The organism is Variovorax sp. V213 (assembly GCF_041154455.1).
GTDB lineage: Bacteria > Pseudomonadota > Gammaproteobacteria > Burkholderiales > Burkholderiaceae_C > Variovorax.
In genome coordinates, this window is the sequence record NZ_AP028665.1 from 824,647 (window position 1) to 839,359 (window position 14,713).

The 14,713-nt window shown below is 67.1% G+C and carries 14 protein-coding genes; 9 read left to right on the top strand and 5 right to left on the bottom strand.

From position 1 onward, the window contains the following. Window positions 1–60 precede the first annotated feature (60 nt). Window positions 61–711, bottom strand: a complete 651-nt coding sequence (locus ACAM55_RS29120; RefSeq protein ID WP_369656735.1) for a hypothetical protein — start codon at window positions 709–711, stop codon at window positions 61–63. Between the two features lie 300 nt (window positions 712–1,011). Between ACAM55_RS29120 and ACAM55_RS29125 the strand changes: the two genes are divergently transcribed. The 3 genes from ACAM55_RS29125 to ACAM55_RS29135 all read left to right on the top strand — a co-directional run bounded on the left by ACAM55_RS29125 (window position 1,012) and on the right by ACAM55_RS29135 (window position 2,271). Next, the gene (locus ACAM55_RS29125; protein ID WP_369656736.1) at window positions 1,012–1,227 is read left to right on the top strand and encodes a DUF2892 domain-containing protein; all 216 of its coding nucleotides are present in this window, start codon (window positions 1,012–1,014) and stop codon (window positions 1,225–1,227) included. Continuing rightward, entirely contained in the window at window positions 1,224–1,784 is a 561-nt protein-coding gene (locus ACAM55_RS29130) for an RNA polymerase sigma factor (protein ID WP_369656737.1), read from the top strand. The genes ACAM55_RS29125 and ACAM55_RS29130 overlap by 4 nt, the downstream gene beginning before the upstream one ends. A 112-nt stretch (window positions 1,785–1,896) precedes the next feature. Next, window positions 1,897–2,271, top strand: a complete 375-nt coding sequence (locus tag ACAM55_RS29135) for a YbaN family protein (RefSeq protein WP_369656738.1) — start codon at window positions 1,897–1,899, stop codon at window positions 2,269–2,271. Here ACAM55_RS29135 and ACAM55_RS29140 read toward each other — a convergent pair. Together ACAM55_RS29140 and ACAM55_RS29145 are read right to left on the bottom strand one after the other, a co-directional pair. Beyond that, entirely contained in the window at window positions 2,248–3,525 is a 1,278-nt protein-coding gene (locus tag ACAM55_RS29140) for a M20/M25/M40 family metallo-hydrolase (protein ID WP_369656739.1), read from the bottom strand. The genes ACAM55_RS29135 and ACAM55_RS29140 overlap by 24 nt on opposite strands. Before the next feature lie 4 nt (window positions 3,526–3,529). Then, on the bottom strand, window positions 3,530–6,475 hold the full coding sequence (locus tag ACAM55_RS29145; RefSeq protein WP_369656740.1) for an FAD-dependent oxidoreductase: 2,946 nt from the start codon (window positions 6,473–6,475) through the stop codon (window positions 3,530–3,532). Window positions 6,476–6,580: 105 nt separating this feature from the next. Here ACAM55_RS29145 and ACAM55_RS29150 point away from each other — a divergent pair, with 105 nt between their 5' ends. From ACAM55_RS29150 to ACAM55_RS29170, 5 genes are all read left to right on the top strand, one after another. Beyond that, window positions 6,581–7,477 (top strand): dihydrodipicolinate synthase family protein, encoded by an 897-nt coding sequence (locus tag ACAM55_RS29150; RefSeq protein ID WP_369656741.1) that lies wholly within the window; start codon window positions 6,581–6,583, stop codon window positions 7,475–7,477. 62 nt (window positions 7,478–7,539) lie between these two features. Then, window positions 7,540–8,370 carry an ABC transporter substrate-binding protein gene (locus tag ACAM55_RS29155; RefSeq protein ID WP_369656742.1) on the top strand — a complete coding sequence of 277 codons (831 nt, stop codon included), beginning with the start codon at window positions 7,540–7,542 and terminating at the stop codon, window positions 8,368–8,370. A gap of 38 nt (window positions 8,371–8,408) precedes the next feature. Continuing rightward, a complete protein-coding gene (locus ACAM55_RS29160; RefSeq protein ID WP_369656743.1) occupies window positions 8,409–9,137 on the top strand; it encodes an amino acid ABC transporter permease in 729 nt (242 codons plus the stop codon). Window positions 9,138–9,150: 13 nt separating this feature from the next. Beyond that, on the top strand, window positions 9,151–10,605 hold the full coding sequence (gene hydA, locus ACAM55_RS29165) for a dihydropyrimidinase (RefSeq protein ID WP_369656744.1): 1,455 nt from the start codon (window positions 9,151–9,153) through the stop codon (window positions 10,603–10,605). A 70-nt stretch (window positions 10,606–10,675) separates the two neighbouring features. Continuing rightward, window positions 10,676–11,362, top strand: a complete 687-nt coding sequence (locus tag ACAM55_RS29170) for a GntR family transcriptional regulator (protein WP_369656745.1) — start codon at window positions 10,676–10,678, stop codon at window positions 11,360–11,362. A 27-nt stretch (window positions 11,363–11,389) separates the two neighbouring features. Here ACAM55_RS29170 and ACAM55_RS29175 read toward each other — a convergent pair whose 3' ends face one another. Then, window positions 11,390–12,403, bottom strand: a complete 1,014-nt coding sequence (locus tag ACAM55_RS29175; RefSeq protein WP_369656746.1) for a tyrosine-type recombinase/integrase — start codon at window positions 12,401–12,403, stop codon at window positions 11,390–11,392. Window positions 12,404–12,771: 368 nt separating this feature from the next. Beyond that, window positions 12,772–13,671 carry a LysR family transcriptional regulator gene (locus ACAM55_RS29180; protein ID WP_369657497.1) on the bottom strand — a complete coding sequence of 300 codons (900 nt, stop codon included), beginning with the start codon at window positions 13,669–13,671 and terminating at the stop codon, window positions 12,772–12,774. Between the two features lie 70 nt (window positions 13,672–13,741). Between ACAM55_RS29180 and ACAM55_RS29185 the strand changes: the two genes are divergently transcribed. Next, window positions 13,742–14,113, top strand: coding sequence for a hypothetical protein (locus ACAM55_RS29185; protein WP_369656747.1), 372 nt, complete (start codon window positions 13,742–13,744; stop codon window positions 14,111–14,113). The last annotated feature ends 600 nt before the right edge of the window (window positions 14,114–14,713 follow it).

Consider the following 14,713-nt stretch of genomic DNA (forward strand, 5'->3'; position numbering starts at 1 on the left):
CGGCCCGCCTTCGGTCATCGTGTGTCGAAAGCCGCGCGTATCGGAAGGTTGTGCTGGTGCTCAGGGGGCGGTCGCGGTGTAGGTCACGCGGCCGTTGTTTCCCGTCGTGTCGCCGTAGGTGCCGGCCGGCATCACGGACGTGTTGGCATAGGCGAAGGTCCAGCTGCCCTCGCGGCGCACGAGGCCGGCCGAAGCGGTCAGCGTGGTCGCCGACGCCGACGCACCCCCGGTAGCGCCGTTGTTGAACGGCGGGTGGGCGATGGCCGCGTTGGTATAGCCGGACGTGGTCGTCGACAATGCGCCGGCCGTCACGCTAATGTCGGTCCACGGCACGGTCGGATTACCGCTCACGCCATTGCTGAGCTGGCCCGTGGTCGCGTTGGTCAGGGTGACGTCGCCGCTGTTGCCGAGCACGCGAACCGTGACGGCGCCGGCAGTGAGGTCGCCGCCGGTGCCTGCCACCGCGGTGCCGTTACCGATACCGTTGGCGGGCACGGTGAAGGTGACCTTGTCCACCGTCGCGTTGTCCGCCATGCTGCTGCCCGTGCCGACCTGCAGGAAGAGCACCTTCGGAACGACGATCTTGAAGTCGAGCTTTGCGCTGGCGCTCGGCGTGCTCGAGCCGGAGGCCGTCACGAAATTGGATTCGGCCTGGCTGGCGAAGGGAGCCAGGGTGGCGGCCACTGCGGCGATCAGAAGAAGTTTTTTCATGAGAATGAATGCTTTTGGGCTAGGTGGAGGCGGAGGGGAGCCCGCAGTGTAACGAGAAATATACACTTGTGTGAGTTATTAAGTTCTCATTTTCAAATGTAGTGTTTCTAAAGGTGAACTTCGGTAATAAGTCACACAGATGGAGGGCCTCCGGCCGTCGCGCGGCTGCAACAGGTCAGCGCCAAGCCGCGCCGGATCTCCCCCCGACACGCCTCCCTGAATTTCTTTTTCCTCCCCTGAATCCTTTGCGCCACGCGCGGCCCTCCATGCAAGGGTCAACATCATTTGGAGAGCTGCAACGTGTTTCATCTCAAACGCAACATTCCGGCCTGGGAACGCATGGTCCGGCTGTGCCTGGGCGTCATTGCCGCGCTCGGCGCGTTCTACTTTCTGCCGACCGGAGCGATTCGAGTGCTGGGCTTCGCCGCGGCGGGCATGCTCGGCGCCACCGCCGTGGTCGGGTTCTGCCCGGCCTGCGCGATGCTCGGCCGCAGGGCCATCGGGCCGCTGAAATGATCCGCGCGTCCGCGCCGCTGATCGAGGCCGCCTGCGCGGGGGATGAACGGGCGCTGTCGCAGCTGCTGCGCGCCTGCCAGCCCGATCTCAAGCGCTTCGCGCGCCGCACCTGCGCCAACAGCGAGGACGCCGAAGACGCGGTGCAGGTGGCGCTGTGGCAGCTGCACCGGAAGATCGGCACGCTCGGGACCGTGGCGGCCTTTGCGACCTGGCTGTTCCGGATCATCGAGCGCGAGTGCTACCGGATCTTCAGGCGCAGCGCGGCCAAGGGCCGGCTGTCGGAGCCGCTGGCCGAGGAACCGGCGGCACCGCGGATTCCGGTCGACCTTCGCCTGGACCTGGCCAAGGCGATTGCCGCGCTCCCGGACGCCTATCGCGTCGCGCTGATCCTGCGCGACGTCGAGGAACTGACCGCCCCCGAGGTGGCGCAAAGCCTGGGCCTGAGCGTGGAGGCGGTGAAGAGCCGGCTGCATCGCGCCCGGGCCATGGTGCGCGCAAGCCTGATGAACGGCGGCTACTGGAACCAGGATGGCGGGCCCGGAGCCGCTTCGCGCTGAAGGACTCGCTGGAAGCGAAAAGCGCCTCGTGTCCGGGCGGACCGTTGGCTTACCATCCGCCAATGGCCGTTTCGCAGTTCCCCACATACCGCTTGCACGAGCACGCATCCTGATGCGGTTCCCCGATCCCGTTGCGCGGCTGCTTTGGCGCGTGCTGGCGGTGGTGTTCGTCGCCCTTGGCCTGATCGGCGCCTTTCTCCCCGTTCTGCCGACGGTGCCCTTTCTGCTCGCGGCCGCCTGGGCGGCGGGCCACGGCTGGCCCGCGCTGGAGCGCTGGCTCCTCGAACATCCCCGCTACGGCGAGTACATCCGGCGATGGCGGGAAGGGGGCGCGGTGCCACGCCGCGCGAAGTGGGCCGCGACCGGGATGATGATCCTCAGCGCGGCCGTGCTGCTCGCCACCAGCGCACCGGTCGCGGTGAAGATCGGCGCGCCGCTCTTCATGGCGGCCGTCGCAATCTGGCTATGGCGCCGGCCCGAGCAGTGATTGCTCCGGGCGGGTCAGCAGTTGCAGCAGCGTGTTGGCGACGACGACGGTCGCCTTGTGAAGCTCATCGAGCGGCACGCGCTCGTCGGCGCGATGGCCGTTGGCTTCGAGCAGCGACGCGGGACCGGCGCCGTACATCACGGTCGGAATGCCGGCTTCGCTGTAGAGCCGCGCATCGGTGTAGAGCGGCACGCCGATCGGCGTCACCGGCTTGCCCATCACGGCGCTGGCTTCGCGGCACATCAGCTCGGCGAAGGCCTGCGCGCCGGGGGCGGGCGCGAACGGCCGGGCCAGCAGGATCTGCCGGATCTCGACGGAAATCCCCGGCAGGCCGCTGCAGGCTTGCTCGATGAGTTGGCGCAGTTCGGCCTCGACATCCTCGGGCACTTCTTCGGGCACGATGCGGCGGTCGATCCGCAGGCTCAGCGCGTCGGCCACCACGTTGGTGTTGATGCCGCCTTCGATCAGGCCGACGACCATCGTCGGATGCGTGATGCCCGGCGTTTGCGAGGGCCGCTGCGCCAGCTGGTCGCGATAGCGGTAGAGCGCCGGCAGCAAGGTCGCCGAAGCCTCGATCGCGTCGACGCCGGTGTCGGGTCTCGCCGCATGGGCGGACTTGCCGCGCAGCGTCACTTCCAGATGCAGGCAGCCGTTGTGCGCCACCACCACGTGATGCGAGAAGGCGGCCGATATCACGTAGTCCGGCCGGCTCAGGCCCTGCGAAAGAATCCATGCCGGGCCGGTCATGCCGCCGGTTTCCTCGTCGTAGGTCAAGTGCAGCTCGACGGTGCCGGCCAGCGGCGCGCCCGATGACCGCAACTGCTTGAGCGCACGCATCGCGAAAGCGTAGGTCGTGAAATCCGACTTCGAGACCGCGGCGCCGCGGCCGTACAGCCAGCCGTCGCGCACCTCGCCGCCATAGGGCGAACCGGTCCAGCCCGAGCCGGGCGGCACCACGTCGCCGTGTGCATTGAGGGCAATCACCGGCCCGTCGCCGAAGCGCTCGCGCACGATCAGGTTGGTCACGCTGCGCATGCCGTGCTGCTCTGCGAACGCGGCCGGCACCGGATGGCGTTCGACCTTCAGGTCCATGGCCTCGAGCAGCCGGGCCGTGAGCTCCGCGTGCGGGGCGCAGTCGCCGGGCGGGTTGTCGGACGGGCATTGCACCAGCCGCGCGAGGGTTTCGACCTGTTGGTCGAAATGGGTGTCGATGAATTGGCGCAGCGTGTCGCGCGCGGTGGAACGGTCTGTCATGGCGTCAAAGAAAGCGGTCGATGTGGAAAGGAGTGATGTCGATGTCGGTGCGGCCGCGCGCGATCAGGTCGGCCACCAGGTGCGCGGTGATGGGTGCCAGCGTGTAGCCGTTGGAGGTCACGGCGTTGTAGAAGCCGGGCAGGCCGGCAACGCCGCCGATGATCGGCGCGCCGTCGATGTTGACGTTCATGCCAGCCCAGCAGCGCACCATGTGCAACCCGCTCACGGCCGGCAGCACCTGGCGCGCGACCCAAAGGCTTCCTTCGATGCTGGCGCGCTCCGCGCGGTTCAGGCGCATGCCCTCGTGAAAGGCGGCCGTCCAGCCGCCGCCGATGAGCAGGCCGCCGGTGGCCGCCTGCTTGAGGCTCAGGTGGCGGTCGGCATGCGCGACCAGGTGGTTGACCAGAGGCGGCGCCGGTTCGGTCACGATCATCTGCAGCGGCGCGCCCTTGACGGGGATCCTGATGCCGAGCATGTCGCCGACCGTGCTCGACCAGGCGCCGCTGGCGTTCACCACACGGCCTGCGTGGATGGTGCCGCGCGAGGTGTGGACCACGAAGCCGGCGCCGTGGCCCGGCCGGCGCTCGATGCGCTTCACGTCGCAGCCGCGGAGAAAGCGCGCGCCTTCCTGCTGCGCGCGCGACGCCACCGCGTAGGTTGCGCGCAAGGGGTTGATCTTGCCTTCCATCGGGCACAGGTCGGCGCCCAGCAGTTTTCCGGACAACGCAGGTGCGAGCCGGCGCAGCTCGGCGCCGTCGATGACGCGTGCATCGATGCCATGGCTGCGTTCGAGCGCGGCCTTGGCCTCGAGGAAACGCATGCCGGCCTCGCTGTCGGCCACCATCAGCCCGCCCGTGATCTTGATCTCGAGGTCTTCGCCGCAGTCGGCCTGGATCTCCTGCCAGAGCCGCACCGACATCGGACCGAGGGGCAGGGTGGCCGCGGCCGGGCCGCCGCCTTGCTGCGCCTTGGCGCCGAAGTCGAAGGACAGCAGTTGGACATGAAGGCTTCCCGCGTTGGCGCCGGAGGCCTGCAGGTTGATGTCGTCGCGGTCGACCACTGTCACCTCCTGGCCGGCCTTCGCCAGGTAGTAGCCCAGGCAGGAACCGAGCACGCCGGCGCCGATCACCAGCACGTCGGTGCGCAGGGCGTGAAAGGGCGCCCGTTCGACAGGGCGCGCGAGGTTCGGCGTGATCGCCGGCTTGTGGCCGCCCCATTCGGGCTTCTCGAAGCCGAGTGCGCCCGCGGGCACCGGCCTGGCCGGCGGCCGCGGCGCGAAATACTGCTCGACCTCGATCGGGCGCCGGGTCATCTCGCCGATCAATCGGGCCGCGGCGGCCGCGCAATAGCGGCCCTGGCAGCGGCCCATGCCGAGCCGCGTGTTGCGCTTCAGCGCGGCCAGCGTGTCGCGGCCGGCCCGGATCTGCTCGCGCACCGAACCGAAGCTGATTTCTTCGCAGCGGCACAGCAGCGTGTCGTCGCTGACCGTGGCCAGCACCACGGGCGGCGCCTGGTAGAGCGACCACAGCGCCTGCTGGAAGCACTCGGCCCGGCGCAACCGGTCCCCGACCCCGGACGGTACGGGAGCGATCAGGCCGATGTTGCGCGCTGCCGCCGCGCCCGCCAGCGTGCCGCGCGCCAGTGCGACGCGCGAGCCGCCCATGTCGGCACCGTCGCCGACCACGAACACCCCGGGCAGGCTGGTGGCGCCGTCGGTGCCCGTCACGGTCGCGAGGTAGCCCAGGTGCCGCTCGGCCAGGCGGTGCTCGCAGCCGAGCATGCGCGCCAGCTCGGTAGAAGGGATGAAGCCGTAGCCCAGGCACAGCGTGTCGGCCTCGAAGCGCAGCGCCGGCGAAGGCGTGGCACGGCCCTGGGCATCGAGCCGTGCGGCCTGCACCGCCTGCAGCTCGGCCGCGCCTTCGGCGGCGACCACTGCATGGCCCCACAGCAGCGGGACCTTGTGGTCGCGCAGCTGCCGCAGGTAGCCCCAGCCCTGGCGCAGCAGATCGGGCGCGGTGCGGGCGGCGGCGAGCAGCTGGCGCCAGTCGCGCGCGGACGGGCGGGCCGCCGATTCGAGCACCGCGACGACTCGGGCGCCGCCGGCGAGCAGTTCCGCGGCCAGCTGCAGGTTGAGCGGCCCGTTGCCGGCGATCACCACGCGCTGCCCCGGCGCGACGCGGTAAGCCCGCGCCAGCGTCTGTGCGGCGCCGGTGGTCATCACGCCCGGCAGCGTCCAGCCCGGGAAGGGCACCGGCCGCTCGTAGGCACCCGGCGCGATCACCAGCTGCCGGCATCGGATATGGGTGGCCTGCCCGTCGATCAGCGCGCTGACGTCGTGCGGCGAAAACGCGGCCCAGACCTGCGCGTCCTGCCGGATCGTGACGCCGGCGGCGAGCACTTCGCGCTCCAGCGCGAGGCCGTCCGCAAACTGCCGGTCCGGCGGTGTCGCGGCGTGGTGCGACGGTGCCAGCGGCTTGAAGAACTGGCCGCCGGACTGCAGCCGCTCGTCGAGCACCAGCACGCCGGCGCCCGCGCGCCGGGCCGCGAGCGCCGCCGAGAGGCCGGCCGGGCCGGCGCCGACCACCAGCACGTCGACCTCGCGCTCGAGCGGCCGGGCTGCCGCGTCGGGTGCCAGCGGCTGCAATGGATCGGCAGGCGTCCCGGCCGGCATGGCCGAGCGGATCTGCTGGCCGTCCGCGGCCTTCGTCAGGCAGGCGCGCTGGCTGGCCCGGCCGTCGATCGTGACGAGGCAGTCGAAGCAGGCGCCCATGCCGCAATACAGGCCGCGACGTCCGCCGCCCCGCGTGTGCCGCATCTGCCGGAGATGGCTCGCCGCGAGCGCGGCGGCCACGGTTTCGCCCTCGAGACCGTCCACGGGCTGGCCGTCGTACCAGAAGCGGATCGGGCGTCCGCCGGCAGCGATGGAGGGATGGGTCAGTCTGGCGCTCATTGAAACAGGTGCGAAGCAAAAAACCACTTGGACATGGTCTAATGTATACGTATACTGAACGTATACAAATACTTCGCCGCCCCAATTTTTTCAACAAGGACTGGAATGACAGCGTTCCGAGGCACCTATACGGTGCTCATCACCCCCATGACCGCCGACGGAAAGCAGGTGGACGTGCCGGCCCTGAAGAGGCTCGTCGACTGGCAGATCGAAGAGGGCATCCACGGGCTGATTCCCCTGGGCAGCACCGGCGAATTCCTGTCGTTGACGGCCGAGGAGCGGCAGCTGGTGATCGAAACCTGTGTGCAGACGGCAGCAAAACGCGTGCCCGTGCTGATCGGCACCGGCGCCGAGTGGACCGACGAGTGCGTGCGGCTGAGCCGCGAGGCGGAGAGCATGGGCGCCGACGGCGTCATGATCATTCCGCCGTTCTACAGCACGCCCACCGACGACGAACTGTTCGCGCACTACCGCAAGGTGGGCGAGGCGATCGGCGTGCCGATCATGGTCTACAACAACCCAGCCACGGCGAACGTCGATCTCAAGCCGGAACTGGTGGCGCGGCTTTCGCGCATCGACAACTGCAAGTACATCAAGGAGTCGACGCTCGAGGTGACGCGAGTGCGCGACATCATCGAACTCTGCGGCGACCGCATGACGGTGTTCGCAGGCATCCTGGGCTACGAGTCGTTCTGGCTGGGCGCGCAGGGCTGGGTCGCAGTCTGCTCGAACCTGATCCCGAAGATGTCGGCGCGGCTGTTCGAGCTGGTCGCCGACGAGCAGGACATGCCCGCGGCCCTCGCCCTCTACAAGGAAATGCTGCCGATCGTGCGCTGGGTCGGCGGCCACCGCTATGTCGCGGCCTCCAAGCACGGACTCGGAATGATGGGCCTGCCGGTCGGCCAGCCGCGCGCGCCGCGCCTGCCGCTGCCCGAAGCCGACGCCATCGACCTGCGGCGCGAGCTCGACCGCCTCGGCCTGCTCGGTTCGATCAAGGCTTGAGCAGCGCCCGTCCCTTCAGTCTCCCCTCCCTCGCCTCGCTCCATCTCCACCAGGAAACCACCATGAAACTGCTTCCCGCTCTCACGTCGGCCACGGTTCTTTTCATCCTCGGCATGGGCATCGCGAACGCCCAGGCCTGCAAGTCGCCGGTGCCCGACTCGGCGCTGATCAAGAAGGGCACGCTCATCATGTCGGTCAACCCGACCTTGCCGCCGATGCAGTTCGTCGACCAGACCGGCGCCCTCAAGGGCATGCGGGTGGAACTCGGCGAAGCGATCGCCAGGCGCCTGTGCCTGACGCCCGAATACGTGCGCATCGAGTTCTCGGCCATGATCCCGGGCCTGCAGGCTGGCCGCTGGGATGTGATCAACACCGGCATCTTCTACACCGAGGAGCGTGCCAAGCTGATGCAGATGCTGCCCTACGAGGACCAGGCGATCAGCATCAGCACCGCGCGCGGCAACCCGCTCAAGATCAGCAAGCCCGAGGACCTGTCGGGCAAGAGCATCGGCGTCGAGCTCGGCGGATTCGAGGAGCGCAAGGCGCGCGAACTCGACAAGCAGCTGACCGACAAGGGCATGAAGGGCATGACCATCCGGACCTTCGAGAACTTCGCGATGGCCTTCCAGGCGCTGCGCGCGGGGCAGGTGGAGGTGGCGCTGTCGATCGACTCCACGGGTGCCGAGTACCAGAAGCGCGGCGATTTCGACCGCGTGCTGAGCGGCCTGTTCCCGACCCCGGTGGCGCTGGCAGCAAAAAACAAGGACCTGTCGGTTGCGATGGCCAAAGCGCTCAACGACATGAAGGCCGACGGCAGCTTCCAGAAGCTGTTCGACCAATACGGCGTCAAGGCGATCGACGGTGCCGTCGTCGTCAAGGGCCCCGCCAGCTGAGCGCGCCGCACCACCACTGAGTTCGAGAGGGAAAGTCCATGGGACAAGGCTGGAGCTGGTCGGGGTTTGCCGACTACCTGTTCAATCCGTACATCCTGAACGGCGCGCTCACCACGCTGTGGCTCACCCTCGCATCGATCGCGGGCGGCCTGGTCGTCGGCTGTGCGCTGGCCCTGGCCCGCCTGTCGCGCCACCGCTGGCTGGTGGCACCGGCGCATTTCTACATCTGGGTCTTCCGCGGCACGCCGCTCTTGGTGCAGCTGATCATCATCTACACCGGGCTGCCGCAGCTCGGGCTCAAGATGTCGGTGATCGAGTCGGCGCTGCTCGGGCTGATCCTCAACGAGGCCGCCTACCTCGCGGAGGTGGTGCGCGGCGGCATCCAGTCGGTGCCGGTCGGCCAGACCAACGCGGCGCGCGCCATGGGCTTCAGCAGTGCGCAGAGCATGCGCTACATCGTGATGCCGCAGGCGATGCGGCTGATCATCCCGACGCTGGGCAACAGCATCAACGGCCTGCTCAAGACCACCTCGATCACCTCGGTGATCTCGATGGAAGAACTGCTGCGCCGCACCCAGGTGCTGATCCAGGAGAAATTCATGGTGCTCGAGCTGTTCATCGTCGCCGCCATCTACTACCTGCTGATGACCACGGCGTGGGATTTCGTCCAGCGCCGCATCGAGCGCCACTACGGCCGCGCCTACCGCAACGGCACCACCGCCGCCGACGCGCCGGTGGTGGCCGATGCCGTGCTCGAACAACGTTGACCGGAACCCGACGATGAGCTCCTACGACCTGATTCTCCGCAATGCCGACATCGCCACCGTGGGCGACCGCTACCGCGCCGACATCGGTGTGCGCGACGGGCGCATCAGCGCCATCGCCCACCAGTTGGACGGCAGCGCCGCGCGCGAGATCGACGCGGCCGGCCGGCTGGTGACGCCCGGCGGCGTCGACGGCCACTGCCATTTCGACCAGCCGACCAGCGACGGCTCGCGCTTCTCGGACGACTTCTTCACCGGCACGCGCTCGGCGGCCTGCGGCGGCACCACCACGGTGCTGCCGTTCGCCGCGCAGCAGAAGGGGCGCAGCATGCAGGAAGCCGTGGACGACTACCACCGGCGCGCCGAAGGCAAGGCGGTGATCGACTATGCCTTCCATCTGATCGTCGCGGACGCGACCAAGGATGTGACGCAGCGCGAGCTGCCGGCATTGATCGAGAAGGGCTATACCTCGTTCAAGATCTACATGACCTACGACGACCTGAAGCTCGCCGACCGGCAGATCATCGAGGTGCTCGCGGTGGCACGCCGGCACGGCGCGATGACGATGATCCATGCCGAGAACAGCGACTGCATCGCCTGGCTCACCGAGCAACTGCTCGACGCCGGGCTGACGGCGCCGCGCTATCACGGGAGCTCGCGGCCGATGGCGGTGGAGCGCGAAGCCACGCACCGCGCGATCGCGCTGGCCGAGCTGATCGATACCCCGATCCTGATCGTCCACGTCTCGGGCCGCGAGGCGGTCGAGCAGATTCACTGGGCGCGCGGGCGCGGGTTGCCGATCCATGCCGAGACCTGCCCGCAGTACCTTTTCTTGAGCGCGGAAGACCTGGGGGTGGACCCCGACGATCCGATGCACGGCGCACGCTGCATCTGCAGCCCGCCGCCGCGCGACAAGGCCAACCAGCAGTTCATCTGGAACGCTCTTTCGAGCGGCCTTTTCACGATCTTCTCGTCCGACCATGCGCCCTTCAACATCCATGGCAGCGACGGCAAGCGCGTGGCCGGCGAGGATGCGTCCTTCGACCGCATTCCCAACGGCATTCCAGGTGTCGAAACCCGGCTTCCGCTGCTGATGAGCGAAGGCGTGCTGACGGGGCGCATCGACGTCCACCGCTTCGTCGAACTCACGTCGACCAATCCGGCGCGGCTCTACGGGCTGTATCCGAAAAAGGGCACGATCGCGGTCGGCAGCGATGCGGACCTGGTGGTGTGGGACACGTTCGGCGAGGGCCACGAAAAAGTCATCCGCAACGACATGCTCCACCATGCGGCCGACTACACGCCCTACGAGGGCATGAAGATGCGCGCCTGGCCGGGAATCACGCTTTCGAGGGGGCGGGTGGTATGGGAAAATGGCGTGTTCTCGGCGGAAGCAGGTGCGGGACAGTTCCAGCCCTGCCTGCGCCCGCGCGCGCCCAACGCCGAGAATCCGCTCGCCAAATGGCTGTGAAGCTTTCAGCCCCGCCGCGGCTGGCCTTCCAGGCGTTTCCCCACCTTTCGTGGCAATCAACTTCTCCCGCATGCCAAGCCTTCCCAGCCCGGCTCAGCCAGCCACAATCACCATCGCGCCGCTCGAAGTCCGCTCCGCGAGCCTGGCCGAGCAGGCCTATGCGAGCCTGCGCACGCTGATCCTCGATCGCAAGATTTCGGCCGGCAGTCCGCTGCAGGAAGGCCGCCTCGCGGACGAGCTGCGGATTTCGCGCACGCCGATGCGTGAGGCGCTCGTCCGGCTTGCCGGCGAAGGTTTGCTCGTGCGCCGCGACGCGCGTTCCTACGCGGTGCGGGCGCTGGGCACCAAGGAATACTTCGACTGCATGCGGGCGCGCGAGATCATCGAGTGCGAGGCCATCGTGCTGGCGGTCGACAAGATCACCGACGCCCAACTCGACGAGCTGGACGCCGATCTGAAGACGCTCGACACCGGGGTGCATGACGAGATCGAGCACTGGCACTTCGACGACCGATTCCATCAACTCATTTCAGCGGCCAGCGGCAATGTGGTGCTGCCGCGCCTGGTCGAGGAACTGCGCGTGAACGCGCGCCTGTTCCGGCTGCACAGCCCGTTGCACCGCCAGCGTGAAAACCATGAAGAGCACGGCGAGATCATCTCGGCATTGCGCGCGAGGGATCCCGAACGGGCGCGTGCGGCGATGCGCGAACATTTGCGCAGTCTCCAGGAAGACGTCAAGCGCGCGCTCGTCAGCTGAGGCCGAAGCAGCGCCGCGCACTGGCGCTCAGATGACTTCGGCCGGACCCGTGAGCACGCGCTGATATTTGCCCATCGCCTCGGGCTCGATGCCGAGCCAGCGCGCCACCTGGTCGACCTTGGCGCCCCGGCGCAGCTGGCGCAATGCGAAGGTATGGCGCAGCAGGAACGACCCGCCGCCGGTAACGTCGATGCCCGCATCTTCCAGCACCTGTTTGGCGGCCACATACTGCGCTTCCTTGCTCCAGGGCTTGCCGGTGCGCGTGGACGGGAACAGGAAGTCGCCCGCGATCGGCGTCTCGGCGCGCACCTTCAGCCAGTGCTGGAGCAACTCGCCTGCCCAAGGAGCGATCGGTGCCTCGCGCGCCGGCGAGTTGCCGTTGCCCGGCACCGCAACCTTCCACGGACGTTCGCGCCGGCCGGCGATCTGCGACGTCGGCGCGTCGAGCCGCAGCACGCGGACGTCGCCGGGCGTGAGTCCCGCGCCCAGCTGCAGGGCGACCGCCACGCGATTGCGCAATGCCTGCCAGGTGAGCGCGGCCTGGCCGTGCCGGACGCCGGGCCGTGGCCGGGCGCTGGAGAGAAAGGTGATGAGATGCCGAGCCTCGGAGACCGAGAGAAATTCCGGCAGGGGATCCGCCCGCGCCGAATCCGCAAAGCGAACCTCGGGCTGTGTCGCGATCCATTCCGAGGCCGCGCCGTTGGCGGCCGTTCCGTGGGTCAGCGCGTGGTGGCGCAGCACTCGGTCGATCAGCCGGAGCAGGCGCAGTGCATAACGCGGAGACAGCGACAGGTCGTCGCTCTTCATGCCGAAGCGCGCCTGCTGGAACGCCGACAGATCGCCCGTGTCCAGCGACGCCAGCGTCACGGCGGGCGACTGGCCCAGGCACCAGGCCGTGAAACTGCCCCACATGTCCCGATAGACCGCGATCGAAGAGGGCTGCCGCAAGGCGCCGTTTTCCTGCTGCGCCGCAAGCCAGCGATCGAAAGCGGCTTGGTGCGACTCGCCGGAGGGCTCGGGGAAGAGTGGAAGTGACGGCATAAAAATACGCTAACGGCGGGACCTTGGTGTTGGGAAGCAAGTTCGCCGGCCGGCGCGGTGGTGGGTGGGTGTCGCGTGATTGGCTTGCCGTTAGTGTATTTACTTCTTGCGATGAAAGACATCACTGGGCGATGCTAACGAACAGTAAAAGCGTCGAAAGAATAAAGTCCGTCGGCGTGCTACTGAAAATTGGCCCCCTGGGGATGCGGACAAAAACTTGGACTGGTTTTATGTCGCGAGTCCGAGACTGTGCCGGTATTCGATGGGACTGAGAGAGCCCAGGGAGATCTAGAACCCCGGCCTGCAACACGCGCCAACAGCCCTGCCAACAGGGCCCAGCCTTCGGCGTGGGGTATTTCAGCGGCCTGCTAAGCCGCCTGTCGCAGGGACGCGCGCGCGCACGCCAGGAACGGCTCGATGAGAGGGCTGTCCCAATCGCTGCGCCAACAGGCGCCGACGTCCATCTTGGCGTCGACGTTGCGCAAGGGCCTGAACACCACGCCCGGCGGCCGGCCGATGCGTGCGCAGGCGGGCAAGATGGCCACGCCCTTGCCCGCCAGCACGAGCGCCAGCGCCGACACCGTGGTCCCGACCCGTTGCGCAATCGGCATGCTGACATCATGCCGCCGAAGCATCGAGGCGATGACGGATTTGTCGACGTCCCCCCCGGGGGCAGGGAGCCCGATGAGGGGCATGCCCGACAGCCGCGCCAGCGGAACGCTGGACGTCCGGGCCAGGGGCGAATCGGCCCGCACGGCCAGCATCAGGGGCTGGCTGCCGATGCGCTCGACCGCAATGCCTGTGTGGGCGATGGGCGGAATGCAGATGGCCACGGACACTTGCGAATCGGCGATGGCCGAGACGTTGTTGACGGCATTGAGCTCCACGTACTGGATCTCCACATCCGGCAGCTTCGCGCGCAGCGCGTTCGCCAAGCGGGGCAGCACCAAGTAGGAAAGCACGACCATGGTGCCGACCGTGAGCCGTCCCCGGCTGCCCGAGCCGATGGCGCGCGCGGCGTCGAATCCTTCATTGGCAAGCAGCAGCGCTTCCTTCGCACGCTGGAAGAGCGCATTGCCGGCATCGGTGATTTCCATGCCCCGCGCCGCCCTGCGAAACAGCGGCGTGCCCACCGCCGCCTCCAGATTCTTGATGTGAACCGACAGCGGCGGCTGGGCCATGTTCAGCCGCTGCGCCGCCTTTCCGACGCTGCGTTCCTCGGCGACAGCCACGAAGTAGCGGAGCGTTCTGAAGTCTGGTGCTGCCATACGCTGTGCATATGCCTTATCAAGAAAACAGTATTGGACCCGATGGTGCGGCGCATCAATCATTTGCGCCATGAAGAAGTTTCCCCGTCTTCCGAAGACCGAGATCCGCGAAATGTCCGCCGCGAGGATGCGCGCACTCGTCGCGCAGCGCAAACAGAAGGCCCACCCTGAGGAGGCGAAGGTCGTCACTACCGGCCGGGGCAGTGCGCAGGACATCAAGGAAAACCGGTTGATGCCAGAGTTCCTTGCTGCTGCGGTGGCGTCCACCAGTTCGATCCGAACGTTGCGTGCTTGGGTCATTCCGGGCACCGAAAAGGAATGTGCGATGGCCACCGAACGCGTTCGGCCTGGATGCAGCTCTGCCTGCATTGGCGCCCGGGCCGGGAATAAGTACCAGACGGGTTCGCAATCGTCCTACCGCCTCAGGGGAGTGGCTGCTTAGAGTTCATCTCTCTCCTCAACTCCGCCGCCGCGATGACGGCTCGATGCCGGCGATAAACAACTCCGCCAACTCGGTACGCGAGCATCGGCATGACCATGAAACCGGCGTTGGCCACCGCTCAGCCGGACTCGCAATTCACTCATGCAGTGTCTGAATTGGATCGCTCTTCCCGGTGAGATTTTCTCCTTGCAGATGATTTCGGCAAATGTCGGGGACCCGACATTCATATCACCGGAGCCGTGTGACTGTCCAGTGACGGTGTTGCAACTCACACGCTTTATGTCGCCGGATTGCCAAAAATTCCTCAAATTTCGCAGGATGCCGCGTTGTTACAGTGGTTAAGATTTGAATGCATTTCAATCGCCAGATAACACCATATTGGTGCGAGATGAAAATATGGAGATTGCATTTGGCGACTGAATTCGTTGAGGCATCTCATTGCGGATAAACGCATGAACTGTTTGCTCAGCTGCGTTTTGATAAAGGGTGAATCAAATAATAAATAGATTCCATGAGTTGAATTGAGTGCTGAACGGTATTGGGGCGCTTTGGTGTTGGAGGCAAATCAAGCTGGCTGCTTGATTGATTGTGGATGCAGGC

Bases quoted from the DNA above. Each gene is read 5' to 3' on its own strand.
- ACAM55_RS29140 (WP_369656739.1), bottom strand. From the start codon at position 3,525: ATGACAGACCGTTCCACCGCGCGCGACACGCTGCGCCAATTCATCGAC.
- ACAM55_RS29185 (WP_369656747.1), top strand. From the start codon at position 13,742: ATGAAGAAGTTTCCCCGTCTTCCGAAGACCGAGATCCGCGAAATGTCC.
- ACAM55_RS29145 (WP_369656740.1), bottom strand. From the start codon at position 6,475: ATGAGCGCCAGACTGACCCATCCCTCCATCGCTGCCGGCGGACGCCCG.
- ACAM55_RS29160 (WP_369656743.1), top strand. From the start codon at position 8,409: ATGGGACAAGGCTGGAGCTGGTCGGGGTTTGCCGACTACCTGTTCAAT.
- ACAM55_RS29135 (WP_369656738.1), top strand. From the start codon at position 1,897: ATGCGGTTCCCCGATCCCGTTGCGCGGCTGCTTTGGCGCGTGCTGGCG.
- ACAM55_RS29180 (WP_369657497.1), bottom strand. From the start codon at position 13,671: ATGGCAGCACCAGACTTCAGAACGCTCCGCTACTTCGTGGCTGTCGCC.
- ACAM55_RS29155 (WP_369656742.1), top strand. From the start codon at position 7,540: ATGAAACTGCTTCCCGCTCTCACGTCGGCCACGGTTCTTTTCATCCTC.
- ACAM55_RS29170 (WP_369656745.1), top strand. From the start codon at position 10,676: ATGCCAAGCCTTCCCAGCCCGGCTCAGCCAGCCACAATCACCATCGCG.
- ACAM55_RS29120 (WP_369656735.1), bottom strand. From the start codon at position 711: ATGAAAAAACTTCTTCTGATCGCCGCAGTGGCCGCCACCCTGGCTCCC.
- ACAM55_RS29175 (WP_369656746.1), bottom strand. From the start codon at position 12,403: ATGCCGTCACTTCCACTCTTCCCCGAGCCCTCCGGCGAGTCGCACCAA.
- ACAM55_RS29130 (WP_369656737.1), top strand. From the start codon at position 1,224: ATGATCCGCGCGTCCGCGCCGCTGATCGAGGCCGCCTGCGCGGGGGAT.
- hydA (WP_369656744.1), top strand. From the start codon at position 9,151: ATGAGCTCCTACGACCTGATTCTCCGCAATGCCGACATCGCCACCGTG.
- ACAM55_RS29150 (WP_369656741.1), top strand. From the start codon at position 6,581: ATGACAGCGTTCCGAGGCACCTATACGGTGCTCATCACCCCCATGACC.